At 59.1% G+C, this 25,805-nt stretch carries 22 protein-coding genes; 7 read left to right on the top strand and 15 right to left on the bottom strand.

Features of this window, described 5'->3' with window-relative positions:
* Positions 1–33: 33 nt before the first annotated feature.
* The 7 genes from ACQ4N8_RS01700 to ACQ4N8_RS01670 all read right to left on the bottom strand — a co-directional run bounded on the left by ACQ4N8_RS01700 (position 34) and on the right by ACQ4N8_RS01670 (position 7,699).
* Positions 34–1,224, bottom strand: a complete 1,191-nt coding sequence (locus ACQ4N8_RS01700) for a DegT/DnrJ/EryC1/StrS family aminotransferase (RefSeq protein ID WP_430702574.1) — start codon at positions 1,222–1,224, stop codon at positions 34–36.
* On the bottom strand, positions 1,221–1,811 hold the full coding sequence (locus tag ACQ4N8_RS01695; protein ID WP_430702573.1) for an acyltransferase: 591 nt from the start codon (positions 1,809–1,811) through the stop codon (positions 1,221–1,223). Before ACQ4N8_RS01695 ends, ACQ4N8_RS01700 begins: the two co-directional genes overlap by 4 nt.
* Before the next feature lie 231 nt (positions 1,812–2,042).
* Positions 2,043–3,389, bottom strand: a complete 1,347-nt coding sequence (locus ACQ4N8_RS01690) for a nucleotide sugar dehydrogenase (RefSeq protein WP_430702572.1) — start codon at positions 3,387–3,389, stop codon at positions 2,043–2,045.
* 80 nt (positions 3,390–3,469) lie between these two features.
* A complete protein-coding gene (locus ACQ4N8_RS01685; protein WP_430702571.1) occupies positions 3,470–4,486 on the bottom strand; it encodes a Gfo/Idh/MocA family protein in 1,017 nt (338 codons plus the stop codon).
* Positions 4,483–5,157 (bottom strand): YveK family protein, encoded by a 675-nt coding sequence (locus ACQ4N8_RS01680; RefSeq protein WP_430702599.1) that lies wholly within the window; start codon positions 5,155–5,157, stop codon positions 4,483–4,485. The genes ACQ4N8_RS01685 and ACQ4N8_RS01680 overlap by 4 nt, the downstream gene beginning before the upstream one ends.
* 12 nt (positions 5,158–5,169) lie before the next feature.
* A complete protein-coding gene (locus tag ACQ4N8_RS01675) occupies positions 5,170–6,240 on the bottom strand; it encodes a polysaccharide deacetylase family protein (protein WP_430702570.1) in 1,071 nt (356 codons plus the stop codon).
* A 184-nt stretch (positions 6,241–6,424) separates the two neighbouring features.
* Complete coding sequence (locus ACQ4N8_RS01670; protein WP_430702569.1) at positions 6,425–7,699, bottom strand: glycosyl hydrolase family 28-related protein; 1,275 nt, start codon at positions 7,697–7,699, stop codon at positions 6,425–6,427.
* Between the two features lie 184 nt (positions 7,700–7,883).
* On the opposite strand from ACQ4N8_RS01670, the gene ACQ4N8_RS01665 reads away from it, so the two are divergent.
* The 3 genes from ACQ4N8_RS01665 (at position 7,884) to ACQ4N8_RS01655 (ending at position 11,018) form a co-directional block, all read left to right on the top strand.
* Positions 7,884–8,819 carry a GNAT family N-acetyltransferase gene (locus ACQ4N8_RS01665; protein WP_430702568.1) on the top strand — a complete coding sequence of 312 codons (936 nt, stop codon included), beginning with the start codon at positions 7,884–7,886 and terminating at the stop codon, positions 8,817–8,819.
* 657 nt (positions 8,820–9,476) lie between these two features.
* On the top strand, positions 9,477–10,343 hold the full coding sequence (locus tag ACQ4N8_RS01660) for a hypothetical protein (protein ID WP_430702567.1): 867 nt from the start codon (positions 9,477–9,479) through the stop codon (positions 10,341–10,343).
* A gap of 6 nt (positions 10,344–10,349) precedes the next feature.
* Complete coding sequence (locus ACQ4N8_RS01655; protein WP_430702566.1) at positions 10,350–11,018, top strand: class D sortase; 669 nt, start codon at positions 10,350–10,352, stop codon at positions 11,016–11,018.
* An 18-nt stretch (positions 11,019–11,036) separates the two neighbouring features.
* On the opposite strand, the gene ACQ4N8_RS01650 is transcribed toward ACQ4N8_RS01655, so the two are convergent.
* The 4 genes from ACQ4N8_RS01650 to ACQ4N8_RS01635 all read right to left on the bottom strand — a co-directional run bounded on the left by ACQ4N8_RS01650 (position 11,037) and on the right by ACQ4N8_RS01635 (position 14,090).
* Positions 11,037–12,167 carry a DUF58 domain-containing protein gene (locus tag ACQ4N8_RS01650; protein WP_430702565.1) on the bottom strand — a complete coding sequence of 377 codons (1,131 nt, stop codon included), beginning with the start codon at positions 12,165–12,167 and terminating at the stop codon, positions 11,037–11,039.
* A 3-nt stretch (positions 12,168–12,170) separates the two neighbouring features.
* On the bottom strand, positions 12,171–13,151 hold the full coding sequence (locus ACQ4N8_RS01645) for an AAA family ATPase (protein ID WP_430702564.1): 981 nt from the start codon (positions 13,149–13,151) through the stop codon (positions 12,171–12,173).
* A 65-nt stretch (positions 13,152–13,216) separates the two neighbouring features.
* The gene (locus ACQ4N8_RS01640; protein ID WP_430702563.1) at positions 13,217–13,531 is read right to left on the bottom strand and encodes a thioredoxin family protein; all 315 of its coding nucleotides are present in this window, start codon (positions 13,529–13,531) and stop codon (positions 13,217–13,219) included.
* 136 nt (positions 13,532–13,667) lie between these two features.
* Positions 13,668–14,090 (bottom strand): VOC family protein, encoded by a 423-nt coding sequence (locus ACQ4N8_RS01635; protein ID WP_430702562.1) that lies wholly within the window; start codon positions 14,088–14,090, stop codon positions 13,668–13,670.
* Between the two features lie 206 nt (positions 14,091–14,296).
* Here ACQ4N8_RS01635 and ACQ4N8_RS01630 point away from each other — a divergent pair, with 206 nt between their 5' ends.
* Positions 14,297–15,256 (top strand): helix-turn-helix transcriptional regulator, encoded by a 960-nt coding sequence (locus ACQ4N8_RS01630; protein ID WP_430702561.1) that lies wholly within the window; start codon positions 14,297–14,299, stop codon positions 15,254–15,256.
* Between the two features lie 62 nt (positions 15,257–15,318).
* Here ACQ4N8_RS01630 and ACQ4N8_RS01625 read toward each other — a convergent pair whose 3' ends face one another.
* Entirely contained in the window at positions 15,319–17,235 is a 1,917-nt protein-coding gene (locus ACQ4N8_RS01625; RefSeq protein ID WP_430702560.1) for a beta-N-acetylhexosaminidase, read from the bottom strand.
* A 130-nt stretch (positions 17,236–17,365) separates the two neighbouring features.
* Complete coding sequence (locus ACQ4N8_RS01620; RefSeq protein WP_430702559.1) at positions 17,366–18,226, bottom strand: helix-turn-helix domain-containing protein; 861 nt, start codon at positions 18,224–18,226, stop codon at positions 17,366–17,368.
* Positions 18,227–18,356: 130 nt separating this feature from the next.
* Here ACQ4N8_RS01620 and ACQ4N8_RS01615 point away from each other — a divergent pair, with 130 nt between their 5' ends.
* The 3 genes from ACQ4N8_RS01615 to ACQ4N8_RS01605 all read left to right on the top strand — a co-directional run bounded on the left by ACQ4N8_RS01615 (position 18,357) and on the right by ACQ4N8_RS01605 (position 21,748).
* Positions 18,357–19,415: a Gfo/Idh/MocA family protein gene (locus ACQ4N8_RS01615; RefSeq protein WP_430702558.1), complete on the top strand. Its 1,059-nt coding sequence runs from the start codon at positions 18,357–18,359 to the stop codon at positions 19,413–19,415.
* Between the two features lie 25 nt (positions 19,416–19,440).
* Complete coding sequence (locus ACQ4N8_RS01610; RefSeq protein WP_430702557.1) at positions 19,441–20,319, top strand: sugar phosphate isomerase/epimerase family protein; 879 nt, start codon at positions 19,441–19,443, stop codon at positions 20,317–20,319.
* Positions 20,320–20,890: 571 nt separating this feature from the next.
* A complete protein-coding gene (locus ACQ4N8_RS01605) occupies positions 20,891–21,748 on the top strand; it encodes a sugar phosphate isomerase/epimerase family protein (RefSeq protein WP_430702556.1) in 858 nt (285 codons plus the stop codon).
* A gap of 576 nt (positions 21,749–22,324) precedes the next feature.
* On the opposite strand, the gene ACQ4N8_RS01600 is transcribed toward ACQ4N8_RS01605, so the two are convergent.
* Together ACQ4N8_RS01600 and ACQ4N8_RS01595 are read right to left on the bottom strand one after the other, a co-directional pair.
* Positions 22,325–22,780: a GNAT family N-acetyltransferase gene (locus tag ACQ4N8_RS01600; RefSeq protein ID WP_430702598.1), complete on the bottom strand. Its 456-nt coding sequence runs from the start codon at positions 22,778–22,780 to the stop codon at positions 22,325–22,327.
* Between the two features lie 280 nt (positions 22,781–23,060).
* On the bottom strand, positions 23,061–25,796 hold the full coding sequence (locus ACQ4N8_RS01595) for an alpha-mannosidase (RefSeq protein ID WP_430702555.1): 2,736 nt from the start codon (positions 25,794–25,796) through the stop codon (positions 23,061–23,063).
* Positions 25,797–25,805: the final 9 nt, after the last annotated feature.

The raw sequence follows: 25,805 nt of genomic DNA, 5'->3' as shown, positions 1-25,805 counted from the left end.
CATAATCGTCCCTTTGGAAAAATGTGATTGCCGCTAACTCATCAGCTTGCGGATATGCCCGGCGATGAACTGCTGTTCGTCCGCGCCGATATATGGCCCGATCGGCAGCGACAGGACCTCCCGCGACAGCTGCTCGGCCATCGGCAGGACATGGTCCCCGTCCGCGTAAACGGGCAGCTTGTGCACCGGCAGCGGGTAATACACGATGGAGCCGATGCCGGCGTCGGCCAGCCCGGCTAGCAGTTTATCCCGGCGGCCGTTCAGCACGCGTACCGTGTATTGATGGAATACCTGCTTGTCGGCAGCCGGGCATTCGCCGGGAAGCAGGAGTCCGGGGACATCCTGCAGCAGTTCCCGGTAACGCGCCGCCGCCCGGCGGCGGTTTTCGTTCCACGACTCCACGTAAGGGAGCTTCACCCGCAAGATGGCCGCTTGCAGCTCATCCAGCCGGGAATTGAAGCCGACTTTCTCGTTGTAATATTTTCGCTTCGAGCCATGCGTCCGCAGCATCGCCGCCGCTTCGGCCAGCCCGGGGTCGTCGGTCACCAGCATCCCGCCGTCACCGTAGGCCCCCAGGTTTTTGGACGGAAAAAAGGAATAGCAGCCGAACTGGCCGATCGTTCCCGCCTTCCGCCCGCCCGCCTCGGCGCCAAACGCCTGCGCCGCGTCCTCGATTACGATCAGCCCGCGGCGCTCGGCCATCTCCATCAGCGGCGCCATGTCCAGCGGGCGGCCGAACAGATGCACCGGAATAACCGCCTTCGTCCGCGGCGTAACGACAGCTTCAAGGCCTTCAAGATCCAGGTTGTACGTCAGCGGGTCGACGTCGGCAAACACCGGCGTTGCCCCCGCCCGGCTGATCGCTTCGGCGGTAGCGAAAAAAGTGAACGGCGTCGTCACGACCTCGTCGCCGGGACCGATCCCCGCCGCCAGCAAGGCGATCACCAGCGCATCGGTGCCGGAGTTCAGCGTAATCGCGTGCTTCGCCCCCAGGTATGCGGCCACCTCGCGCTCCAATTGCTTGACCTGTCCGCCCATAATAAACGCCGCTTCGTCCAGCACGCCCTCGATCGCCTGCAGCAGCTGCGGCTTCAGCTCGGCGATCTCGCGCTTCAAATCCAATAAGGGGATTGCCTGAGGCGCCGTGCCGGTGGCCGGCGGGTTGCCCAATGAATTCTTGCCGGCCGGATGGATTGTCTGACGGAATGCCCGAATCGGTTTCATGCGAATCCCCCTTCCTTCGTTATGGCGACGTTGTCCCGCTCCAGCCGGTATTCCCGGCCGCAGTCGTCGCACCGTCCCTCGCCGCCGCTAAAGCCAAGCGTTTTGCCGCAGCGGCACACCCAGCCGATGCGCCTGCCGGGGACCCCGGCCATCAACGCATAAGGCTGCACATCGCGGGTCACCACGGCCCCCGCCGCGACAAAAGCCCACTCGCCGATCGTCACGCCGCACACGACCGTGGCATTCGCCCCGATCGACGCCCCGCGCCCGACCCGCGTCTCGCGGTAGTCCTCGCTGCGATTGCGCGGAAATGCGGAGCGCGGGGTCCGCACGTTCGTAAACACCATGCTGGGCCCGCAAAACACCTCGTCTTCCAGGACGACCCCTTCATAGACGGAAACATTGTTTTGAATCTTGACTCCGTTGCCGATCCGGACGCGGTCGGCGATGTAGACGTTTTGCCCCAGGCTGCACCCTCTGCCGATCACGGCTTTGGACGACACATGGGTAAAATGCCAAACCTTCGTCCCTTCCCCGACCTGCGCCCCCGGATCAACGACCGCGGTTGAATGTATAAATCCGTTCATCATTTTACTGGCTCCTAAATTTGAATTTGACAAGCCGTATGGTCAGTTAGTTGAAGAATGCGGAGTAACAGCCGGCCAGAAAAGGTTATTCTGAGATAACACAGCATTCGGCTGCAAAATGTTGCACAAAATACAACAATTGTTCTGGTTAGCCCTGCTACGACCCATAAATGTTGTACAAAAAACATTTATCCGGTTGGGCTGCTGGAAGTTATGTAGATCGTTCAGCGTTCACAGCAAATAATAGCGGTCCGGTTTGACCCGGTCCTTCATCGCGTTGCGCGTATCGAGCAGGCTGCGGCGGGCCCGGCCGATCAACCCGTAATCGAAGCCCGAGTGATCGGTGGTGATTACGGCGATGTCGGCCTCATTCAGCCGCTTCTCCGTCAGTTCCTCGCAAATGTAGCTTTGGCCGCGGTACTGAAAATCCGCGATATGCGTGTCGCTGACCCATACGGTGGCGCCCCGCTCCTCCAGCAGGCCGATCATCTTCAGCACCGGCGATTCCCGGTAGTCGTCGATATCCTTTTTATAAGCCACGCCCAGCAAGTAGACGGTAGACCCACGCAGCGACTTGCGGTCGTTATTCAGGATGTCGCCGATCTTCTGCACCACGAATTCCGGCATGGCGTTGTTGATCTCCCCGGCCAGCTCGATCAAACGGGTATGGTAGCCGTATTCCCTAGCTTTCCATGTGAGGTAAAACGGATCGACGGGAATGCAGTGCCCCCCCAGCCCCGGTCCCGGATAAAAGGCCATGAACCCGTAAGGCTTGGACTTCGCCGCATCGATCACTTCCCACACGTTGATCCCCATACGGCTGCACAGGATCGCCATTTCATTGGCCAAGGCAATATTGATATGGCGGAACGCGTTCTCGTAGATTTTCTCCATTTCCGCCACGGCCGGGCTGGAGACGACGTGGACATCGCCGTTCAGCACCCGGCGGTACAGCGTTTCGGCCACCTCCGAGCAGGCCGGCGTAACGCCGCCGACCACTTTCGGCGTGTTTTTCGTGTTATATAGCTTGTTGCCGGGATCCACGCGTTCCGGAGAATAAGCCAGGAAAAAATCAACCCCGCAGCGCAGCCCCGTCGCTTCCAGGATGGGACGAACCAACTCCTCCGTCGTGCCGGGATAGGTCGTGCTCTCCAGCACGACAAGCATTCCCGGATGCAGAAAACGGGCGATTTCCCGCGTGGAGTTCTCCACGTAGCTCGTGTCCGGCTGCTGGTAGATATCGAGCGGGGTCGGAACGCAAATCGCCACGGCATCCACGCCGGCCAAAAAAGAGTAATCCGCTGTCGCCGACAGCCGTCCGTCCTCCACCATGCCGCGCAAATCCTCGTCCACCACATCGCCGATGTAATTATGGCCGCCGTTCAGCATCTCGATTTTCCGGCTTTGCACGTCAAAGCCGATCACGCGGTAACCCGCCTTCGCTTTCTCGACGGCCAGCGGCAAGCCGACATAACCTAAACCGATGACTCCGATCACCGCGGTTTTGTCCTCCAGCTTGCGCAGCAAGTCCATGCGCTCCAACCCCGAATGTCCGGTACTCTCCAACCGGGTATGCATCGAAACCTCTCCTCCTTTCTCTCACCCGAATCTCACTGAACCTTTCCCTCAAATTCGCGGAATCTTGCAGGGGATTCAGTTCACCGGGACCGGGCCAATTCGCCGCTGCCCCCGCCGGTCATGTCCAGCGCCAGCTTCACGGCGCGGATCCCGTCCTCCAGCGTAATCTCGGTCTCCCGCCCTTCCCGGGCGGCGCGGACCAGGTCTTCGATAATGCAACGGTGGCCCGGTACACCGTACGGATCCTCCTCCACCCCGCGGATCAGCTCGGCCGTTTCCTCCCGGCCCATCGAGGCGCATGCCCAGTGCCGGATCCAGTTGGCCGTTGGCCCGCCGATGACGGCGTACCCCTCCTCGCCGAACACGGAAATCGTCTCCTCCAGATTGTGCCCGTACACCGTAGTCGCCGCCTCGATCACCCCCAAGGCCCCGCTCTCCAGCCGGATCGCCGCGATCGCCACGTCTTCCGTTTCGATTTGCTTGATCCGCGTGGCGACCAGCGACTTCACCTCCGCCACCGGGCCGAACAGCCATTGCAGCAAATCCAGGCTGTGAATCGCCTGATTCAGCAGAACGCCCCCGTCCATCGCGCGGGTCCCCCGCCAGGCTGCTTGATCGTAGTAAGCCTGGCTGCGGTTCCAGCGAACCGTCACGTTCACGTGGCTGAGCTTGCCGAAGCGCTGCTGGTCCAGGGCCGCCTTCAGCTGCCGAATCGCCGGCCTGTAACGGTTGGGGTGGACGACCGTTGCCCGCAGGCCGCCGTCGCGGACCGCCTGCCGCAGCTGCTCCGCCTCCGCCAAATCCAGCGTCACCGGCTTCTCCAGGACCAGATGCTTGCCGGCCCGGATCGCTTCCAGCGCTAACCCGGCATGCAGCCCGCTCGGCGCGCATATGCATACGGCGTCCACGCCGGATTCCCGGGCCAACAGCGAAGCGAGATCCGGGTATGCCGCCGCCTGCGTAATCGCCCGCATTTCCTCCAATCGCCCCGGATTCGGGTCGCAGACCGCGATCAAGCGAGCCCCTTCCGTTTTTTCGATCGCATCGATATGCTTATAGGCGATATGGCCGCAGCCTGCGATGGCAAAATTCATCATCTCGCCGCCCCTCCTTTATACTTCTCTTCTATGCGGATCAAAGTGTCCCCCAGTCCGGGATCATCATCCGGCACGTGCCGCCGCGGCTTCTTGTTCCGGGCCCGGCGTTCCAGCATCAACGTCAGGCTGAGCGCCGCAAACAAGCCTACGAAGGCGGCCAGCGCGATATTCATCGCTTTGCGCGGGCTAACCGGGATCGAGGTTTCTTCCATGCTCGCCGAGTCGAGGATGGAGACGTTGGCGCTCGTCACGATTTCCTTGGACTTGGCGATGAACGTTTCCGCAAACGCATTGGCGATCGCCACCGCTTCTTTCGGCTCGTTGCCGGTATAGGACAGCATGATGACCAGCGTGCCCGGATCCGTCCGCACTTTGATTTTTTTCAGCAGCTGGATGATCGAGTCGGGGGTGGATACCTGTTTCTTCACTTCGCTGGCGATGTACCGGCTTTGGATCGTATCCTCGTACGTTTTGGTCAGCATCTGGCTCGCCAGAAATTCGTTATAGGTACTCGACTCCGGATTCGACACGATATTGGCTACCAGACTGACATTTGCCCGGTAGGTGGGAGCCACCAGCTCATTCAGCAGCACGGCCAGACCGATGCACGCCACAATCACGAGCAGGAAAGCGAGAAAATGACGCCTGACGGATTTCCACAGGTATTCCATGTCCAAGATCGATCACCCCATTTGTTTAATGCCATGAATCCCCTTAATATTTTGCATCTCCTTCGTGTCTCCGGTTGTCTCCGGCTCTCCCGACTCCCCCGCCGCCGCCAAAACCGCGTTGCCCAGTTCCTCCATATTCATACTGGTCATTCCGTAATAATCGGCCAGCTCGCGGTAGTGGCGCACCAGCGTTTCCATCGAACGGAGCCCGGCCTCTTCCGCCGCATTATAGGGATGCAGCCAGAGGTGATACACCTGTCCGTGTTTTGCCGCATAGGTCATGCTGTCCTTCAACCGCTTCAGCCGCAGCGGTTCGAGCCGAACCAGCGGCCCGGGCGGCGTACGGAAGAAAAAACTGGCCGGCAGGTCCAGCGGAATCCTCGGAGAGATCGAATTCACGGGGTAGGTATGATGGCCGGTAAGGTTGATATAGCTGTCGGCCAGCCGCATCCCCCGGTGCCAAGCGGTATCGGAAACCGAATAGCCGGTCCGGTATAACCGATGGTGCGGATTGCCGCGATACGACTTGAAGCCCAATTCGCCCAGCCGATCCACGTATTTGCGGCGCAGCTGGTTGCGGGGCAGCACCAGGCTTTCCAGGGTAATCCCCCGCCGATCGGCCACGGCTACCGCCGCTTGCAGATCGCTGTAGAACTGGGCATCCGTTTGCCCTTTCTCCAGGCAGTAAAAATGGGAAAACGTATGCGAGCCGATCGCCTGCCCCGGAGTATCCCGGATTTGCCCGATTAACGAAAGCGCGTAGGAGTACGGATCATCCCTTTCCCCCTCGCCGATCCGTCCGCTCTCGATATCGCCATAGGGCGACAGCCGGCCATCGGCGTACCCCGGCTTTAAGTCGGGCAGCCCGGCCATCAGCTCCCGCCGATCGGCGAAAAACAGCAACCCCACCGTCGCCCAAGTCGCGTGAACGCCGAACTTCCGGAATAAATCTAGCAATCGGGGAATTTGCTCTCTTTCTCGCAACCATTTCCGCCCGTATTCCGCCCTGCTATAAATATCCCGGACCCCCCAATACAATTCGAAATCGAGGGAAATGACCAGAATCCCTTTATCGCCTTCCATATCCTACCATTCCTTCTCCGGGTCATCGGCTTCTATTGTCTACCAAGTTGTTTGGTATATTGTGTTATATTCAAAGCCTTGCATTTTTAGTAGTCATCCATGAAAAAAACTTTACCCTTCCGCCTAAAAAGGCCAGAGTAAAGTTTGGTTGTTCGGCTTCGAATCAAGTTCGCGGGGAGCCGGGTTACCGTACCACCACATTCGAATTGGTGGAAGCGGACGTCAGGACCTTGAACGTCGCCGCGGTAATTTGGTTGTTCAGGCAGGTGATGTTCTTCTGCACATACCCGCGCAGATAGGTGGTTAGATCGATGCCCCCGCCCTGCAGCATCCGGATGACGTTGCGTTCGATCCGTCCTTCCTCGGCGTTTTGCCACGTCCAGATCGCCCGCTCGCCGCCTTGGATCGTATTGGACACCACCCGGAAGTCGCGGATATTGCCCATGCGAATCGCCGTCGTGCCTTTTATCGTGCTGTTATTGCCCATCGTAATGCTGTTGTTTTCAATCGCGACCTTTTCGACCGGGAAGCCGGCTCCTACCTCGATCGCCGCATAAAAACTGCCTCTGCCGGATATCCGATTGCCCTCCGCCGTAACGTTGCCGCCGTAGATGCTGATGGCCGAATACATGTCCGGGGCCCGCCGGCCTTTTTCCGTCCCCATATAGTAGTTATCGTTCAAGTAAGGATTATTGATCGAATTTCCGCGGACGATGATGCCTCTGGCAAAAATCTTTACGGCCCGCTTGGCGCAATAATCGAAGCGGTTGCCCTCAATAAGACTGTCCAGCTCCGCGCCCCGGTTATCCTCCATGGCCGGATCCTCGTAATAGATGCCGTCGCCGTCGTCCGCAGGGCCGATATGATGGATGTAGCAGTTCGTGATCGTTATTTTTTTGGCCGCAAGTTCTCTGCTGCCCCAGGTGGTGGTTACATAAATTCCGCGGGCGACGAGGCCGGCCCCCGCCAAATTGCGGGCCACGACGTCGGCGACCTCCGAGTCCGCGATCGTTACCGCCTCGGTATTGCCCAATACCACGATGCCGGATACCACCCCGGCATAATACTCGCTCCGCCGGTCCGTGCTGTGAGTGGCCCCTTGAACGGCCACGCCGCTAACCGTGATCCGCGCGCTGCCGCCGGCGATGGCCAGTACCCGGTTAACCCGCCGCTGGCCGTCGAGAGCGATGCCGGCGATGTTCACGTCTTTGCCCGACACGCGCATCAGTTCCCAACCGAAGCTGCCTGCCGCCGCCCGGATCACCGAGCTCCGGCCCTCGCCTTTGATCGTGGTGTTCCCGCCGACTCGCAGCGTCTTCGCCGGGTTGACCATAAAGACGCCAACGGGGAAATAAACGGTTTCTCCGCTTTTCGCCGCTTCGTTGAGCGCCTTCTGGATCGCCGCCGTATCGTCGGAGCGCCCATCGCCGCGCGCACCGAATTTCGTTACTTGAATCATGAGCATCCCTCCTTTGCGAGCGCCTATCTTGCATTATCGGAGCTCCCGCTATATTCAATGTCCAAGCTTCGGACGGGGCAACTGGCATTTGCCCCTATCCGCCTCATCCGCATGACTCATATTCGGGAGGACAAGATCATAGGTTAGCAATAATGCCGTGAAGGAAGGAGCAACGGATTTCCTTATGAAAAATCGCGAATTATGGCTGAAGTGGGCGGAATTCAACGTTCGAAAATGGAAGTGCGGCGTGCGCTTGGCCGAATGGGAAGCGCCGAATTCGGCGGCTCGGGGAGAAGGATTGTTTTTCTTTAATAAAAAAGGACAGCTGTATCTCCCGCCGCTCAATCCCTATCACCCCCTCGCCTTCCGCTCGACGCCGACCGATAAGCCGTTCAAAATCGACCGGCAGTGGCACGAAGTGGCCAAAACGATGATCGCCGACCTGCTGGAGACCCAGCGCGGCGCCAGCTTCGTATTCCCGCCCGATATCGCCGACATCCGTCCATTTCTGTGGCACGGATTCAAGGCGGAGGTCAAATATACCTACGTCACCGGACTTCCCTACAGCCTGGAGCATGCCAGCACGGAAATCCGGGCGAAGATCAAAAAGGCCGACGCCGCCGGTTACCGGACCGGGCTCAGCCGGGATATGGCGGAGGTGCATCAGTGCCTGCAGGGAACGGAGTCGCGCCAGGGCTTCAGCCACCGGCTGACCCAAGCCGATTTGGAGCTCGCGCAAAGCCTGCTCGGCCCCGAAGCCTTTCGCGCCTATGTCTGCTATGCTCCGTCCGGGGAGCCGGTCAGCGCGAGCGTCGTGCTCTCATTGGACGGCCAGCGCGCCTTCGGTTGGGTCGCCGCCAGCAAAACGGACCATCTGAACCGGGGCGTGGTCCAGCAATCGCAAAGCTTCGCCTTGCAGGACCTGTCGGAGCATGGATTCACCCAATTCGATTTTGCCGGAGCCAATATCCCGTCCGTCGCTCAATCGAAAACGAACTGGGGCGGCCTCATCACCCCGTATTATCTCGTCAGACCTCCGGGATACAAGGAGATTCTGCGGGCCGGCCGGGACTGGATCCGGTTTGCGAGAGGCACGCGGCCTCCCCGTAACGCAAAGTGAACCCGGCCGGATCCGACAACCGAAGAAGGCCTTGGGCAGCGAGGCCCGAATGGTGTACGGCAGGAACTGGCTTGTTGCTTGCTGGAAGGACAAACTCCGAGTATAGCCCGGACGCAATCGCTCGGCACAATCCATGTGTGTCAGGCGGCGGTCCGGCTCGGCGGAAGGCACTACGTCCTAGCTCGCGGCTGGCTGGCTCGGCGGAAGGCACTCCGTCCTAGCTCGCGCGGCAGGCCGAACCAGGGTTGCTCGGAGCGCTAACGGACCGTACGGACGTTATTTGCCCGTAAAAGCGCCTTTTCAAAACGTAACGGACTCCAGAGACGCTATTGGGCGGAAAATGCAGCCTTTGAGCGAGATATGAGTCAAATAAGGGCTGTGGAGTCCGTAAGAGCTAGAAAATGTGGAAAACACTCCAAATAAGGTCTATACAGTCCGTTACAGCCGCGTGATGAATACAGTCTAGGGTCTCCGATACGGCCGGGCATAATCTGATCCATAACTGTTCATTTTTCCCCTTTCCATTTGGTTAAATTTATATATAATAGACATAGGTATAGTTCGTTATAACGAACATAATAGCGAATGCCCATCCTCCGGCGACGGCAGGCTTACCGCCTGAGGGGGATCGGAACGCTGGGGAAAGGATGGGGAAAAGTGAAGATTGCAAAGACTCGCAGATACCGCAAATATGCCTTGGCCATTTACGCCGTTTCCATCCTGGCAGGAGTCGTGTGGCAGGCCGGACATGCCAGCGCCGACGACAAAGTCAAGCTGCGGATCGGAACGGAGCTGAGCAGCGAAGTGCCCATGAGCAATTTGAAGCCGGGCGATCAGGTGATCCGTTCGTTTACGGTCGCCAACGATAGCGCTGCGGATTTCGATTACCGGATGAGCACGCGTTTCGTATCGGGAGACACGGAATTCTTCGATGTACTGCAATTGACCGTAAAGGATGGTCCCACCGTCATCTATGCAGGCACTCTGCAGCTGGAGCAGCAGGACATCGCCCTCGGCCGCCTGAACCGCGGGGAGGAAAACCAGCTCGACTTGAACGTGATTTTCCCGAAAGAAGCCGGCAATGAATACCAGGGCAAAGCCGCAACGATCGCGTTCTTGTTTTCCGCATATGCGGAGGAACCGCCTTCCAGCGGCGGCGGATCGACAAACCCTCCGGCAAACGGCCCCTCCCAGCCGGACTTGAAGCCGGTTAACGGGAATGCTCCGGCAACGCCGGGCAACGTCCCGACGGATCCGAATGCCGGATACCCGAACGCGGACGCCCCCGATGCTTCCGGCGACCCCGGTCCGAACGGACAGGAAGGGCCCGGGGATCTAACGACACCGGGGCAGCCCGAAAGCCAGCCTAACCCGTCGGGAGAACCGGATGGAGGCGGCACCGGCGCCGGCGCCGGCATGCTCGACGAGCTGCCGCAGACGGCCAACCCGTGGTTTAACCTGATTTTCATCAGCCTGGTCGCCACGGTCGGAACCGGCCTCTTCCTCCGGAAGTCCGGCCGGTAGACGACGATGAAAAAGCGTTCGTTGTTGCGAATGACCGTCTGGCTCGTGTTCCTCGGCTCCCTAGGCGTGTTGCTCTACTCCGTGTTTCAAGCCGTGAACGCCCCATTGCAAGCGGAGCGGGCGCTGCAGCGATGGGATAAACTGCAGCGGGAAACGGACGCCGGCGTCGCGAGGGCCGAGGAGGAAACGCCGCTTACCGCCGATTTGGCCGGGAAACTGCGGCAGACGGGCGGCTCGGGGAAGGCGGCGACGCAGACGCTTGCCGCCGAAGGCGACATCCTCGGCGAAATCGCCTTCCCTACGCTTGATCAGCGCTATGCGATCGCGGAAGGCACCACCTCCGGGCCGCTGAAATTGGGGGCGGGACATTACTCTGGCAGTCCGCTTCCCGGGGAGAACGGCAACAGCGTACTCGCCGGACATCGGGATACCGTATTCCGCAGCCTGGGACAGCTCAAGGCAGGCGATACGATCGAAATCGAGACGGTGTCCGGGCATTTCGCCTATGAGGTGACGGAACGACAAATCGTCGACGAACACGATGCCGATGCGGTCCAATCCTCGACGGAACCGTTGCTGACGCTGATTACCTGCTACCCGTTCACTTACGTTGGGCCCGCCCCGGAACGTTTGCTGATTACGGCCAAATTAAAAGAAGAAGCGCCCGGTTCCTGATCGGCGCTTCTTCTTTATTTATGGCCGGCGCGGCGTGTCTGCCGCAGGAGACGAGTTTTCCTTCCCCCCATCCAGCGCGGGAATGGCCATCCATTCCACGCCGTTGCCGCTTAGCCGCAATAGATCGGCGGTTTCCGCGAGTTTCTCGCCCTGGTGGCAGGAGATGATCAAATAGTCGGTATCGGTCATGCCGGCCTCCAGTTCGAGCTCCAGCAGGCGGATCATCGAAGCGCTTTTGTCCAGCACCATCCGCGCCATACTCTCCAGCAGCAGCTCAAGCTGGTCGGCCGATGCCTGCGGCTCGATGCGGATCGGCTCCCTCGGGCCGTCCGCCAGCCGCGCATTGCAGACGAATCCCGCCGCCAGCCCGCTGCGCAGCGCGTGCTCGGCCACCGTCGCCGCGTAGCGGATGCCCAGTTCGATGCGCTCCGGTTCGATGACGGTCCTCCACATCGAATCGCTGACCTCCAGGTTGAGGCAAATCATGAGCCGGTGATCGGCGGTATAATCGCGTTTATGCACCTGCAGCTCCCCGGTCCGGGCCGTCGCTTTCCAGTTGATGTTCCCCAGCGGGTCGCCGGGGCGGTACTCGCGAATGCCCGCGGTCAGGAACGGATCCTCGACGATCCATCGCCGGACCGGCAGTTCTCCCAGCCAGCTATGGTTCGGCAGCGGAAGCTCCGGCAGCGAAAGGATCCGCGGATAAACCAGCAGCTCGAGCCGAAGCGGGAACTGCATGACCTCGGCGTTCAGGCCAAGCGGGTCCCCCGTCGTCATCGTCGCCGATTCCAGGCGGTATTGCCCCCTGCGGGAGCAGGTTACCTGGTGGCGGCGGGTAATCTGCCGGTACGGCCTCAGGTAAAAAAGACTGCTGTGGTTCTGGTAAATCTCCCCGGCGTGAATGGCCAGGTTGCTTTGCTGCCCGAACGTCAAGCCGGCGGCGATGCTGGACTCCAGGCGCAGCCAGGGCAGCGGCAGCAGCTTGGCGTTGGCGATCACCTCGACCATTTCGACGGTATCGCCCTCGAACACCGCCCGCTCGGAGAAATAGCGGTCGTACCGGATGCCCTTCAGCGCCCGCCAGCGGTATACGGCCGTCAGCGCCACGAGAATCAGCAGGGCGCTAAGGATAAGCCATGGCAGCTGCATCGATCAATCCACCTGCTTCCCCTTTGCCGCCGCGAACGCCGCCTCGGCCGGCACCTCCACTTGGCCAAGTGCCTGGCGGATCACTTCGCCGCTCTGATCATCCGCGCTTCGCAGCCCGTGCCGTAGCAGAAGCCGGTGCGCCAGCACGGGGGCGGCCACCGCCTTGATGTCGTCCGGCGTAACGTAGTCGCGGCCCTGGATCAGCGCGTATCCCTGGGAAGCGCGCAGCAGCGCCGTGCTGGCCCGCGGGCTTGCCCCCAGCTTCACCTCCGGATGCTTCCGGGTCGCTTCGGTGATCGCTACGATGTAGGCGAGCAAATCCTCCTGCACCCGGACCCGCTGCGCAAAATGCTGCGCTGCGGCCACTTCCGCCGCCGAAGCGGCCGGCCGCAGCTCGGCCAGCGGCTCGCGCTCCTTGAACCGCTGAAGGATGGCCACCCCTTCGCCGGCCGTAGGATAGCCCATCGCGATACGCATCAGGAAGCGGTCCAGCTGCGCTTCCGGCAGCGGGAACGTTCCCTGCTGGTCGACCGGATTCTGCGTAGCCATGACGAAAAACGGAGAGGCCAGCTTGTGCGTATGTCCGTCGATCGTCACTTGCCGCTCCTCCATGCACTCCAGCAGGCTGGATTGCGTGCGCGGCGTCGCCCGATTGATCTCGTCGGCCAGCAGCACATGGGTAAAGACCGGCCCCGGGCGGAATTCGAATTCCCCGCTTTTCTGATTGTAGAAATTGATGCCGCTCAAATCCGAGGGCAATAAATCCGGCGTGAACTGGATCCGTTTGAATTCGCCGCCGAGCGACTTTGCAAGCGCTTTCGCTAGTAGCGTTTTACCGGTGCCCGGCACGTCCTCCAGCAGCACATGCCCGTTGCCCAGCAGCGAAGCGAGCAAGAGGTCGATGACCTCCGCTTTGCCGACTACCACCTCGCCGATGTTGCGGCGAATCCGCCCGATAACTTCCATCGCTTCCCGTAATTCCATATGTAACGACCACCTTCGCAAAAAGTATGGGTTCCCCCGTCCATCAACTCTCCGCCGCGTTTCCCCTAGATCTTGAGCCAATCGCGCAGGTCCACGACCGAACGCATGGCGTATTCCTGCCGGACCGGCCTGCCGTCCTCCAGCACGATCAGGCAGGGTACGCTGGATATCCGCCATTCTTCCCGCAGCTTCTGGGCATAATTGATATTCAGCTTGGAGACCGGGATGCAGGGGCCTGATGCCCGTGCGATGTTCAGCATTTTTTCGGCCAATTGGCAGGTACCGCAAAGCGTGGTCACGAAAAACAAAGCTTCCCGATCCGGCGCCTCCCCCCGCTCCAGCCATGCTTGTTCCGTGATTTCGCAAAGAGTCGCAGTCACAGGGCTATTGCCCCTCCTTTCCCGGTAAGTTCGGCGTTTGCATTCCTTTTGGGGCTTAATTGTTTTTATCATAACATATCTAACGGAAAACGGCCCTTTCGCCGCGAAGGCAAAAAGGCCGTTAAGGTTTGGGTGATCAGGAAGGACGCTTGGTGAAAATATGGAAAGCAACGCCGAACTTGTCGGTCACGACCCCGTAGGCCGGGCTGAAATAAATCGCCTGCAGCGGCTGATTCACCTGCCCTCCTTGTTTCAGGGCGTCAAACAGCTGCTGCGCATGCTCCGCCGTGCTCGTCGTAACGCACACCGTAACCTGGTTGCCGATTTGATGCGGCTCGTGCGGGAATACGTCCGACACGTACAGTTCCGATTCCCCCAGCTTCAGCACGGAATGGGCGATGCGTTTCTGCACGTCCTCGCTCATCGGCTCCTTGGGCTCCGGCATTTCGCCGAAGGTTTGCTTGAATGCCACCTTCGCCTGCAGCGCTTGTTCATAAAAAGCGATCGCCTCCGCAGCTTTTCCGTTCATGGCGATCAAAGGACTAACCTGTAAAATCATGTTCCATCCACTCCTTGGGTTCGTTAAATTCGGCGGCGTTTCGCGCGGGAAAAGGTAACCGAACGGCCGATCGGCCAACTGTGCACCCAGCCTCTCGCTTTCCGCAGCGCCGTTTCAAGTCCGGTTGACTGGACTTTGTCCTTATTGTAGCCCATAATAGTGACAACTATTGTCATAAATAAAAAATGGATGGAGTTTTTGGTGAAATGTCCAAATCCAAACGCTTGATGGAACTGATGATGACCGTCAACCGGAAACGCAAATTCACCGTAAAGGAGCTGGCCGCCGAATTCGGCGTCTCCTCGCGGACGATCCTCCGAGACCTGCAGGAGCTTAGCGAGCTCGGGGTGCCCTTGTACTCCGAAGTCGGACCGCACGGCGGTTACCAGGTGCTCAACGAACGCGTGCTGCCGCCGATCGCCTTCACCGAAGAGGAGGCGGTCTCGATCTTTTTCGCCAGCCATGCCTTGCGCCATTACGAGTTCCTCCCGTTCGAAACCGAGGCCTCGTCGGCGTTGAGCAAGTTTTACCACTATATGTCCGGCGACGTGCGCGACCGCATCGATCAGATGAAAAACCGGGTGGATTTCGTTACGCCGTCCCGTCAATCGGACTTTCCCTATTTGGGCTTGCTGCTCGAAGGGGCGATTCGGCAGCAAGTCATCCGCATCGAATACGAATCGCGGCGCGGCGCTTCCACTTGCCGTCATATCCAACCGGTCGGCATTTTTGCCAGCAGCGGGTTATGGTATTGCCCCGCCTACTGCTTCGAACGCTGCGACTTCCGCCTGTTCCGATGCGACCGCATCGCCGCGGCCGAGGCGGATGCCGGCCCCGCCGCCCCGGCGCCGCTCGATCTGCGCCACGTTCACCTCGGCAACTGGGAGGAGCACCTCTGCCGAAAGCCGGCGTATCTGGACTGCGCCGTGGAACTCACCCGCCTGGGCGTCGAAGCGTGCGAAGGCCAACTCGTCCGCCGCCGCCTCCGGCTGCAGGTCCGCGAGGACGGCACCGGCCGGCTGGAAGGGCAAATCCCGGGGGGCGAGCTCCCGTATCTGACGGCCTTTTTCATCGGCCTCGGCCAGGACGCCACCGTTCTCGGTCCGCCGGAGCTGCTGAACTCGATCAAACGGACGTTGACCGAGCTGCTGGAGCGGTATTCTTAGGCCGCGGGGCTGCAGGCGGCAATCATCGGAAATAGATGGAGGTTTTCCGGTTCAGTCCGAATTTACATTGACCCTGCCGTGGCGATCTGATGGTACAATCCGTTGACGTCGAGCGTGCCGAACACATTGTTTTGGTCGAACACCAGGCGCTCCGCCTCAAGCTCTTCGAGCCGCTCAACGCGGCCGTCCACGTAATCCAGGATGCGGTCGCGGGCCGACGCGGCGCGGGCCAGCACGCCGCCGTAGCGGATATCGAGCACTTCCCAGCCAAACGGCTTGTATGTCCCCAGCCACAGCTTGCGGTGGGCCAGCCTCAGCTCCTCGACCCGCCGCCGCAGCTCGGGCAGCGCTTCGTCCGCGATCCGCCGCAGCTCGTCCCGGGCCCCGGCGTCGTAATGCCGCTTGATCGTCACGCCCAGCGTGGATTTCACGGCCAGCGCGGCGGCGAGCTTCTCATAGAACGCGAACATCGCGGCAAACGGCTCCGTATCCTTGAACCCGGACACCGCCCGGTATCCCCGCCACTCCTCCGCCAGACCGTCGTAGTGCGACGGCAGCGTCCGCTCCATGCCCTCCACATGCTTGTCGAACAACCCGATCAGCGGATCCTGCCACAGCAAAAACTTCGACGGATTCGCCCCGTAATAATTCCCCTCGTGCACCTCCGGCACCTCGTCCATCCGCTTCAGCGCTTCGAGCGGCTCGAACAAATCGAACCCCGTGCAAGCGGCGAGCCGCTTCCGCAGATGCCCGTCGCTCACTTCGCCGTCATGGTATCCGTACTCCGCAAACAGCTGCAGGCCGGGCAAAATGACGAAATGGTTCGACTCGTTCCCGTTGTCGCCCCACGCCGTGGCAAACACCTCTTTGAGGCCGCTTCGCTTGGCCGCCCGCAGCGCCGGATGCATGGACGACCACGTTTTTCCGTGGTTCGGGGCCATCAGGTTCCACATGTGGATACCGCCGGCGAAAATCGGCTCCGAGCCCAGCAGCCGATGCTTGTCGAACACTTCTTTGTACGCGGCTTCATCCGTCCCCCAGTAATTCCAGTACACGAACCGGAGGCCGTCCGGAATTCGGGCCATGTTGTCCGCGGAGAAATCCGCCTCCATGTTGTATAACCCTCCCTGCACGTCGTTCGCCAGCAGGTTGAAATACATGTCGCTCCAGATCATCGGCTCAAGCCCCAGCTTCCCGGTAATCTCCATCACCCGCCCGACATGCTCGTTCATGACGTCGAAGCGGTCGCGGAAGCCGTGCTCGCGCAAATACCGGCCTAGTCCGACCTGGAACGCCTCGTCCATACCGATGTGGATCCGCTTGGAGCGGAACGGCGCCGAGGCCGCCTTGATCGTCTTCTCCAGGAATTCGTAGGTGGCCGGCTCGCCCGGCAGAACGATGTCGGGGTGATCGCGCAGCGGCTCGGCATACTGCCACTTGAGCGCGTGCAGCAGATGGCCCAGCGTCTGGATGCACGGAATCATTTCGATGCCGAACAACGCGGCGTAATCGTCGCATTCCCGCAGCTCGTCCGCCGTATATCGTCCCCGCATATAGCCGAAATAGGGCAGTTCCGGAACCTCATGCGTGTCCTCGGTGTACATCATCAGTCCGTTCAGCCCCATGACCGCCATATAGCGCAGCATTTGCTTGATCGCATCCACCCGCATCACCGCGTTGCGCGACGCGTCCAGCATCGCCCCGTTGTAATCGAAGCTTGGCGTCTCCGCGAGATCGAACGCGTCCGACGCCTTGGCATGTTCCACGAATAAGCCAAGCGCGCGGAAAAAGTGGATTTTTTGCGCATACTCGATCCGTCCCTTTCCGCCGTTCAACGATACCCGCAGCGGCCCGTCGCCCTGTAACTGTACAACCTCGACCGGCACCCCGTCCGGCCCCGCCTGCAATCCGAGCTGCGCTTCCAATTCCTTTACGCCATGAACCAATTCTTCCGCCAATCCGCTAAATGTGATCTTCATCCTTTACCCCTCCGCTTGTTGTCTGACTTGAACAACGATGAAAAATTCGACTTGATGCTCACAGCCCGCTTCCTAATCACGGCCGCTTTATCTTCTTGCACGCTACGGCCGCCAGGGCCTAAGCTCCGGCTTACTGCCCGCCCCGGCTTCGGTAGCCTCTGGGCGAAGAACCGGTGATGCGCTTGAACACGCGCGAAAAATAAAACGTATCCTGGTACCCCAACGCCTCGCCGATTTCCTTGATGCTCATTTCCGTGTTCAGCAAAATGTTTTTGGCTTCTGCCGCCTTCAACCGGTGAATAAACTCATTAAGCGGATACCCGGAATACTCGTGCACGATCCGCCGCAGCGTGGAAACGGAAATGTGATGCCGGGCCGCCAATTCTTCCGGCTCCGGGTTCGCGTAGAGCGAGCCTGAAAGGTCTTCGATCACCTTCAGCACGAACCGGCCCCGATTTCCGGCCTCCGCCTGATCCGCCTGCGACACCAGCTCGTACAAAAACGACTCCAGCAACAGCGAAGCCCGGTCGAGGTTGCTCGGTACGCCGCTGTCGATGAGCATGAACATCAGCTCCATGCGGTTGACGACCGAGTCGTCGAACGCCGCTTTTTTCACCTGTTCGGGGTGCTGCAGCCAACTGCCCAGCCATTCTTCGACCCGCTCGCCCTCCACGGTAAAATAATACTCGTCCCAGTATCCTTCCGAGTGCGGGCCGTAGTTGAACACCTCGCCGGGGTATAAGCAAAACCAGGAACCCGCCGTCACTTCCTGCCTTGACGCGCCGCCAGCCTGGTAATATCCGCTCCCGCCCGTAACTACGACGAACGCCCAATACCTGAATTTGGCATCGATGCGCTGCAGGGTCCTCCCCGGGAGATGTCCTGCGTTGACCACGGCGAGCGACTGGATTTTCCGCTTGCTGGCGTCCACCGCCGGATTAAACAGCCGAATCGGCTGTGGGCTGATCATATAATCCAGATATTTTGTCATTCTGCACATTCTCCCTTTAGAATTCCTGTGCTAAGTTAATGGTGCCTGAACAAATAAAACATATCCGCGTCAAAGATTGCTCTCATTGTAACAAACTCGCGCGGAGAACGAAAGGGTGCAATTGCAGAAGATGAGCGAACTCAAAATCGGCCTGATCGGCGCCGGATCGATCTCGGAATCCCATCTGTCGGCATATCGAGCCAATCCGAAAGCTACGCTATGGGCCATCTGCGACATCAACGAAGAACGGGCGAAGAGCATGGCGAACAAATACGGCATTCCGCATGTGTACACGGACTATCGCGAGCTGCTCGCGAACCCCGAGGTACAGGCGGTCAGCATCTGCACCTGGAACAATACGCATGCCCCCATCAGCATCGCCGCCATGGAAGCTGGCAAACACGCGCTGTGCGAAAAGCCGCTTTGCATCACCATGAACGAAGCGCTGCAGATGCAGCAGGCGGTAGAGCGGACCTGCAAACGGCTGGAGGTAGGCTACGTGCGCCGTCACGCCTCCAACATTGCCGTATTGAAGAAATTTATCGACGCCGGCGATCTGGGCGAGATTTATTTTGCCAAAGCGAGCCTGGTCCGGCGCCTGGGCAATCCCGGCGGCTGGTTCGCCGACAAAGCCCGTTCCGGCGGCGGTCCGCTGATCGATATCGGCGTGCACGTCATCGATCTCTGCTGGTACCTGATGGGCCGGCCGAAGGTGAAGTCGGTGAGCGGCAATACGTATTCCAAGTTAGGCAACCGCTCGAATATCGAGAACTATGCTTTTTATCAAGCCGCGGACTACGATGCCTCCCTCAATACGGTCGAGGATATGGCCAATGCGCTGATCCGCTTTGAGAACGGCGCCTCTTTGATGGTAGACGTCAGCTTTTCTCTCCATGCCAAGCAAAACTCGGCCTTGGTGAACATCTACGGGGACAAAGGCGGCGCGGAGATCGAGCCCCAGCTGTCGATCGTTACGGAGCGGCATAACACCATCATCAACATCGACCCGCAAATCAGCACGCCGACCTTCGATTTCCAGCGCAGCTTCCAGAATGAAATCAACCACTTCGTAGACAGCTGCCTCGATGGCGTCCCGCCGATCAGCCCGGTAGAGGACGGCGTGGAAATGATCAAAATCTTGAACGCGGTTTACGAATCGGCGGTCGAAGGCCGGGAAATCCGTTTTTAATTAGAGTCGAGGAGGCCAAGAGCTTATGGAGCTGAACAATAAGATCGGAATTATCGTGGACAGCTTTGGCGTCGGCGTCAAGGAAGGCTTGCTGAAAGCCAAAGCGGCCGGGGCGGACGGCGTGCAAATCTATGCCGTTTCCGGCGAGATGGACCCCGATGCGTTAACGGGAGTGAAGCGCAAAGAACTGCGCGGTTACATCGAGGGGTTGGGGCTGGAAATCTCGGCGTTGTGCGGCGATCTCGCCGGCCACGGGTTTCAGGATGCGGCCGCCAATCCCGTTAAAATCGAAAAATCGAAGCGAATTCTCGATTTGGCCGTCGAGTTGGGCACGAATATCGTGACCACGCATATCGGCATCGTGCCGGAGGATGCGGGCAGCCCGATTTATGCCGCCATGCAGCAGGCCTGCGAAGAGCTTGGCGTATACGCTAAAAGCATGAACGCCTATTTCGCCATCGAAACCGGGCCCGAACCGGCCGCCCATCTGAAAAGCTTCCTGGACACGCTCAGCACGAACGGCGTCTCGGTCAACTTCGACCCGGCCAATATGGTCATGGTCACGGGCGACGACCCGGTCCAGGGCGCCAAGGCGCTGCGCGACTATATCGTCCATACGCACGTCAAGGACGGCATTCGCCGCCGGCCGGTCGATCCCCGGGACGTGTACGGGTTCCTGGGCTACGAAGCGATGGACCATCAGAAAATCGCCGAGATGGCCGCCTCCGGGGCGGGCTTCGAAGAGGTGCCGCCGGGTGCGGGCAGCGTCGATTTCCCGGCGTATTTCGCCGCCCTTCAGGAAATCGGCTACACCGGCTACCTGACCATCGAGCGGGAGGTCGGCGACAAGCCCGAGGAGGATATCCGCCAAGCGGTGAACTTCATCCGGTCTTTTCGGGGATAAAACGACAATAAGCGGGAACTCAAAAAGTCAGTGTTTCAGCACCGGAGCCTAGGCTTCCGATGTGCGTTCTTTTCAAAACGCTGTAGTTGGATGAAGCCAGGGACGCCCGATAACGCGGCTGCGTAACGGACCGTAATGACCTTATTTGCCCATTTTCCAACTAATTCTCTCTGTAACGGACTCCAGAGGCCTTATTGGGCTCCCATGGCACCCTTTTCACCGCTTTTGACCGAAATAAGGTCTCCTCGGTCCGTTAAAATCGGAAACTGCCCCAAAGTGGGCCAATAGAGTTTCTGGTGTCCGTTCGCGTGCTGAAGGCTCCATGTGTTGCTTCGTGATCCAAAGATGGCTTTTTTGAACTACCGTTTTAATAAAGGTTCAAAAAGACAGGTTTGGAGCACCGAGAAGGTGGGATGAAGCTAGGGAATGAGTAGCGGAGCGTAGACAGATCTACGTGAGCAACGGAAGTCCCGGCTGAATTCAAGATTCGACGTCGACTAGGCTCCATGATACTGCTTCGTGATCGAAAGATGGCTTTTTTGAACTACCTCTATAAGGAGATGGACGTTCCATGAAACTGGGAGTAAGCTCATACAGCCTTTATCAGGCCATGCAGGCCGGCAGCATGACGATCCTGGAAACGATCGATTGGGTTGCCGGCATCGGCGGCGAGCATATCGAGATCGTGCCGCTCGGCTTCAGCTTTAACGACAATCCCGAGCTGCTCGGGCAGATCCGCGAGCGGGCGGAGGAGGCGGGCATCGCCATATCCAACTACGCGATCGGAGCCAATTTCATCGCCGATTCGGAGGAAGCCTACGCGGCGGAGATCGAACGCGTCAAACGCGAGGTCGACCATGCCCATGCTTTGGGCGCCAAGCTGATGCGGCACGATGTCGCCTCCCGTCCGGACACCTCGATCATCCGCTTTCAGGAGGACCTCCCGCGGATCGCGGACGCCTGCCGGCAAATCGCCGATTACGCGGCGGAGTACGGCATCACGACCAGCCTGGAGAACCATGGCTACTACGTTCAGGCCAGCGACCGGGTCCAAGCGGTCGTCCACGCCGTCGGCCGGGCAAACTACAAAACCACACTTGATGTCGGCAACTTTGTTTGCGTCGACGAGAACCCGGTGGTCGCCGTGAAGAAAAACATCGGCATCGCCTCGATGGTCCACGTCAAGGACTTTTACCTCCGTCCCGAAGGCCGCAATCCCGGCGAAGGCTGGTTCCGCAGCGCAGGCGGCGGGTATCTGCGCGGCGCCATCGCGGGGCAGGGCGACCTCGACCTGCGGGAAATCCTCCGCATCGTGAAGCAATCCGGTTACGACGGTTACCTGTCCATCGAATACGAGGGCATGGAGGACTGCCGCAAAGGCACCCGAATCGCTTTCGACAACGTCCGGCGCATCTGGGACGAGGTTTGATGCCCGATTGCCCGTACCCCAGGCACGGCACGATACGTGAATCAAGAACGGATGTCGTGCCGCAAGGGGCAGCGTAGGGAAGCTGCGGATCGGATAAACAGCGAGGTATACTTTCGTATACCTCGCTGTTTTCTATGACTCGATTGTCCCCCTGCCCTTTATACTCCCTATTGGCCGTTGCCACCTTACCCTCGATTGAACTGTTTCACCGCGCCGTTGCCATCTTACTTTCTTGCCTTCTAGCTTGCTCCTTTACTCCATAACTCCATTGTCCCTTTGCCCTTCCTTTCCCGCCTCTTCTGCCTCTTCTACCTCTTCTACCTCTTCCGCCTAACGAATCGTAGCAACCTTATTGGCTTCCTAGAGCCCCTTTTCGGAATCTAGCGAATCCTAGACACCTTTTGGTCCAAATCCCCCCCGCTAGACGTTGCATTTCCCGAAATAACGTTGCTCCAGTTCGTTAGAATCCGGATAGAGCGACAATCCGCCAAATAGCGTTCTCTCGATTCGTTAGCGCCGCCAGCTTAGCTCCGAAACTTCGAAACTTCGAAACTTATGCTAATCTTGTTTCTTGGGCTATGTTAAATCCTGGGATAATCGAATCATATCTCGGCATTGGATCCCGTTCTCGTAGATTTCCTCCGAGTAATGTCGAATGAAAAAATCGGCATCAACGCCCACAATTCTAAATCCACATTTTTGATAAAGAGCTAATTGCCCTATGCTTGAGTTGCCTGTACCCATTTCTATAGTTTTGTATCCTCTCGACCTAGCTGTTTGAATGGCATGCGAAACCAATTGCCTCCCCATTCCCTTGCCATGCATATCTTCAGTCACCGCGACATTAACCAGTTCAACCGTTGCAGGCCTTGTAGGCAAAAGCACATAAACTCCAACTATTCGATCTTCAATTTCTGATACATAACATTCCCCTCTCTTGATGTACTCCGCGACAAGCTTTTGGGATGGGTCAGCTAACAGCAATAGATTCATGGGGTATTTCTCTTCCGAACTTAATTTTCTGATATTTATTTCCTTCCCCTTCTTTCCCATTAATTCAACAAGGCGAAGCTTGTTGTTCGAAGCAGCTATTTATGCATATTCGCCGCGAAGAGCAAGAAGCGACCGGCATATTCTTCTTACTTTGACGTTGTGTTTCCATATTTCGATTATACACATTGTGATTTGACATGGCCGTATCTTAAAAAAAGGTTACCCCGCCATGGAAAGCAGCCATGACAGAGGTAACCTTTGGTGTTAGATATTTCGAGAGATGCCGCACTCTAAGGCGCCCTTCGGATCGCGCAGCCGCTTAACGTCGGATGCCGATCGTCACGATTTCGCACGCGCCGGTCAGGAGCGACAGGCAGCCTGCCGCGTTTTTGGCCAGGGCCGCCGCGTCTTCCTCGAGAATCGTCGTTTTGTAAAAATGCCGGTGCGGAATGTTCAAGCTCAGCGTCAGCTCGGACGCCTGCCGGCTCATATTGTACCAACGCAGCAGCAGGTCGCCGGTCGCCTCGTTCATTTTGAGCGAAGAGAAGGCGAGCTCCGTGCCTTCCCATTGGAACGCCGTGTATGCCGGAGTCAGCGTTCCTTCGTGAACCTCGGTTTGGCTGACCGTCCACGGAATCTGGAACTGGTAAGCTTCCGCATAGGCTCCGGAAGCGATGCCCTCGCCACGGTGCGGGATCAACTCGATTCGGGCGGTGTGCACGCCAAGGCATTGCGCTTCCGGCGTCGGGAACAAGCCCCAGTCGCCCAGTTCGCCGACGGACCGCAGCAGCGTGACGGCGATCGTGTTGCGTCCGTCGCGCAGCACCTCATATTCGTTCAGCCCCAGGTTGGCTACGGTCAAGCCGGCTCCCCCGCTGCTAACGTCCACGAAGGCCTGCTGATGCTGCGTATTGCTCGGGTTCTCCCATTCCGGCGCCGGAACGTTATCCCGCTGCGCCACTTCGAACATCGAATCCACTTGGTGGACCGAAGCTTCCAGATCGGTCGGGAACAGCGCCCGCACGCGGTGATCCTTCGCGGTGTTGTCAATCGTCGTTTCGATATGGACGCCTTTTCCGCCGGCTTCCAGCGAAATGACCGTGCGCAACTGGAGGGTTTTCAGCTTGCTGCTGCGCTGCGCTTTGCGGTACGGATAATACACCAGCTCGCGCATCTCTTCATCCAGCTTCTCATCGGCGGAAGCCGGGATCTCCCAGGCGTGGCAAACTTCCACGGAAGCGCGGTAAGGCGCATCCTCCAGCACGCGAATTTGCGCCGCCAGCCCCTTCGTGGTCAGCGCCTTCTCGCCTTCCGGCTGTTTGTACATATATTCGTTGCCGATGTCGCCCGTATCCTCGTAAATGCCGAGATCGCGGTACACTTGGCCTGTTGCTTTATCGGTCATTACAAAGGATCCGTCTTCGGCGATCTCCACCTTCAGAGCGGCATTCTCCATCACTCGGTGACCGGTGAAGAGCGAAGCCGGCTTCGCGGCAGCCGCCGCCGATTTGCGCCGCACCCACGCATACGTGCGCAGCCCCAAAGCGGCCACGTCCGCCGCTTGGAACGTCAGCTTCACACGGCGGCACATGTACGGCTGGCGGAACTTGTCGTCCGGCAAATCATAGCCGAACAGCAAGCCGAGATCCTCCACCGTGCAAGGCACCGCGTTCCCCTGCTCGTCGACCAGCTCGCGGCCGGACAGATCGACGGCCTTCATGCGGCGGCCGGTTTCCTCGAGGCCGAGGCCGCCCTGCAAATACAGGCGGGCGGCGTCCAACTCCACGGACACCGTGCCCGTGCGGCTCCAGCCGGTCGTGTTCATCACGACCAGCGGCAACGGGTCTTCGCCATACCCGGCGAAGACGGAGGTGTTCACCCTATCTGCGATCACCCGCTTGCTGTCGTCGATGAGCGCCTCGGCGACGTGACGGCTCTTGGCGAAGCGGGTAACCATCTCGCGGTGGACCTCGTCCACGCTGCAGCCGCAGATGCTGTCATGCGGATGGTTTTGCATCAAGGTCTTCCAGGCATAGGTGAACAAATGATGCGGGTAATCCTTGCCGAGCAGGTTCGCCATCGAGGCGAGCGGCTCGGCGACTTTTTCCAGCAAGGCCTGGCCTTCCTGGTTCATCTGCTTCAAATACACGCGCGCGGAAGCGGTGTTGACCAGCGTGCCCCAGCCGTCCGTGCGCTGGCTGCGCAGCTCGCCCTTCACGGTGGACAGCTCGCGGCCTTCCAGCGCCGCCTCCAGCTCGTGCAAATAGTCCGGGAAGTTGGAATGGATGAACTTCGTGTCAGGATACAGCTTCTCGGCTGTGCGGATCGCCTCCGGCAGGTCCAACTGCAGCGGCTGGTGGTCGCAGCCGTTCATGAACAGCAGTTCGCCCGTAGCGGCGTATTTTTCCGCATCCGCCAGCTTGCGGTCCCAGAATTCCTTCGCTTCGGCTTCGTCCGCCGGCACTTCGTTGCCGTTGGAGTACCAGTTGGCGAACAAAATGCCCAGCACCTTGGAGCCGTCCGGCCCTTCCCAAATCAGCTCCGAGAAGGAGGACTCATACCCTCCGTCGGAGACGGTGTTATTGAAGCCGGTCGGCTTTACGCCGCGGCCGAAAAAGGCGTTGCTAATGCCGGACTGCCGCATCAGTTGCGGCGTTTGTCCGACGAGGCCGAACGTATCGGGAAAATATCCGATTTTCGCCGGCGCATCGTATTTTTTCGCGTCCTGGTGCCCGATTTGCATGTTGCGGACATTCGCTTCCCCGCTCGTCAGGAACGCATCCTGCAAAATATACCACGGCCCGATGAGAATGCGGCCTTCGCGGATATATTTCTCCAGGCGTTCCTTGTTTTCGGGACGAACCTGAAGGTAGTCCTCCAGAATGATCGTTTGTCCGTCGAGATAAAAGCTGCGGAACGCCGAATCGCCGTCCAGTTTGTCCAGCAGCGCGTCCACCAGCTCGACGAGACGTACGTGATGCTTCTCGTAAGGCAGGTACCATTCCCGGTCCCAGTGCGTATGGGAAATGATATGGGCCGTTCTTTGCTTGCTCATTGCAGATCC

It is taken from the genome of Paenibacillus macerans (genome assembly GCF_050565405.1).
Lineage (GTDB): Bacteria > Bacillota > Bacilli > Paenibacillales > Paenibacillaceae > Fontibacillus > Fontibacillus macerans_B.
This window is presented reverse-complemented; position numbering and strand designations above follow the sequence as displayed.

Excerpts from the sequence above, each read along its gene's own strand:
- ACQ4N8_RS01615 (WP_430702558.1), top strand. The coding sequence starts at position 18,357 with ATGAGCGAACTCAAAATCGGCCTGATCGGCGCCGGATCGATCTCGGAA.
- ACQ4N8_RS01700 (WP_430702574.1), bottom strand. The coding sequence starts at position 1,224 with ATGAAACCGATTCGGGCATTCCGTCAGACAATCCATCCGGCCGGCAAG.
- ACQ4N8_RS01675 (WP_430702570.1), bottom strand. The coding sequence starts at position 6,240 with ATGGAAGGCGATAAAGGGATTCTGGTCATTTCCCTCGATTTCGAATTG.
- ACQ4N8_RS01665 (WP_430702568.1), top strand. The coding sequence starts at position 7,884 with ATGAAAAATCGCGAATTATGGCTGAAGTGGGCGGAATTCAACGTTCGA.
- ACQ4N8_RS01620 (WP_430702559.1), bottom strand. The coding sequence starts at position 18,226 with ATGACAAAATATCTGGATTATATGATCAGCCCACAGCCGATTCGGCTG.
- ACQ4N8_RS01630 (WP_430702561.1), top strand. The coding sequence starts at position 14,297 with ATGTCCAAATCCAAACGCTTGATGGAACTGATGATGACCGTCAACCGG.
- ACQ4N8_RS01625 (WP_430702560.1), bottom strand. The coding sequence starts at position 17,235 with ATGAAGATCACATTTAGCGGATTGGCGGAAGAATTGGTTCATGGCGTA.
- ACQ4N8_RS01690 (WP_430702572.1), bottom strand. The coding sequence starts at position 3,389 with ATGCATACCCGGTTGGAGAGTACCGGACATTCGGGGTTGGAGCGCATG.
- ACQ4N8_RS01680 (WP_430702599.1), bottom strand. The coding sequence starts at position 5,157 with ATGGAATACCTGTGGAAATCCGTCAGGCGTCATTTTCTCGCTTTCCTG.
- ACQ4N8_RS01610 (WP_430702557.1), top strand. The coding sequence starts at position 19,441 with ATGGAGCTGAACAATAAGATCGGAATTATCGTGGACAGCTTTGGCGTC.
- ACQ4N8_RS01650 (WP_430702565.1), bottom strand. The coding sequence starts at position 12,167 with ATGCAGCTGCCATGGCTTATCCTTAGCGCCCTGCTGATTCTCGTGGCG.
- ACQ4N8_RS01695 (WP_430702573.1), bottom strand. The coding sequence starts at position 1,811 with ATGAACGGATTTATACATTCAACCGCGGTCGTTGATCCGGGGGCGCAG.
- ACQ4N8_RS01645 (WP_430702564.1), bottom strand. The coding sequence starts at position 13,151 with ATGGAATTACGGGAAGCGATGGAAGTTATCGGGCGGATTCGCCGCAAC.
- ACQ4N8_RS01595 (WP_430702555.1), bottom strand. The coding sequence starts at position 25,796 with ATGAGCAAGCAAAGAACGGCCCATATCATTTCCCATACGCACTGGGAC.
- ACQ4N8_RS01655 (WP_430702566.1), top strand. The coding sequence starts at position 10,350 with ATGAAAAAGCGTTCGTTGTTGCGAATGACCGTCTGGCTCGTGTTCCTC.
- ACQ4N8_RS01670 (WP_430702569.1), bottom strand. The coding sequence starts at position 7,699 with ATGATTCAAGTAACGAAATTCGGTGCGCGCGGCGATGGGCGCTCCGAC.
- ACQ4N8_RS01685 (WP_430702571.1), bottom strand. The coding sequence starts at position 4,486 with ATGATGAATTTTGCCATCGCAGGCTGCGGCCATATCGCCTATAAGCAT.
- ACQ4N8_RS01605 (WP_430702556.1), top strand. The coding sequence starts at position 20,891 with ATGAAACTGGGAGTAAGCTCATACAGCCTTTATCAGGCCATGCAGGCC.
- ACQ4N8_RS01635 (WP_430702562.1), bottom strand. The coding sequence starts at position 14,090 with ATGATTTTACAGGTTAGTCCTTTGATCGCCATGAACGGAAAAGCTGCG.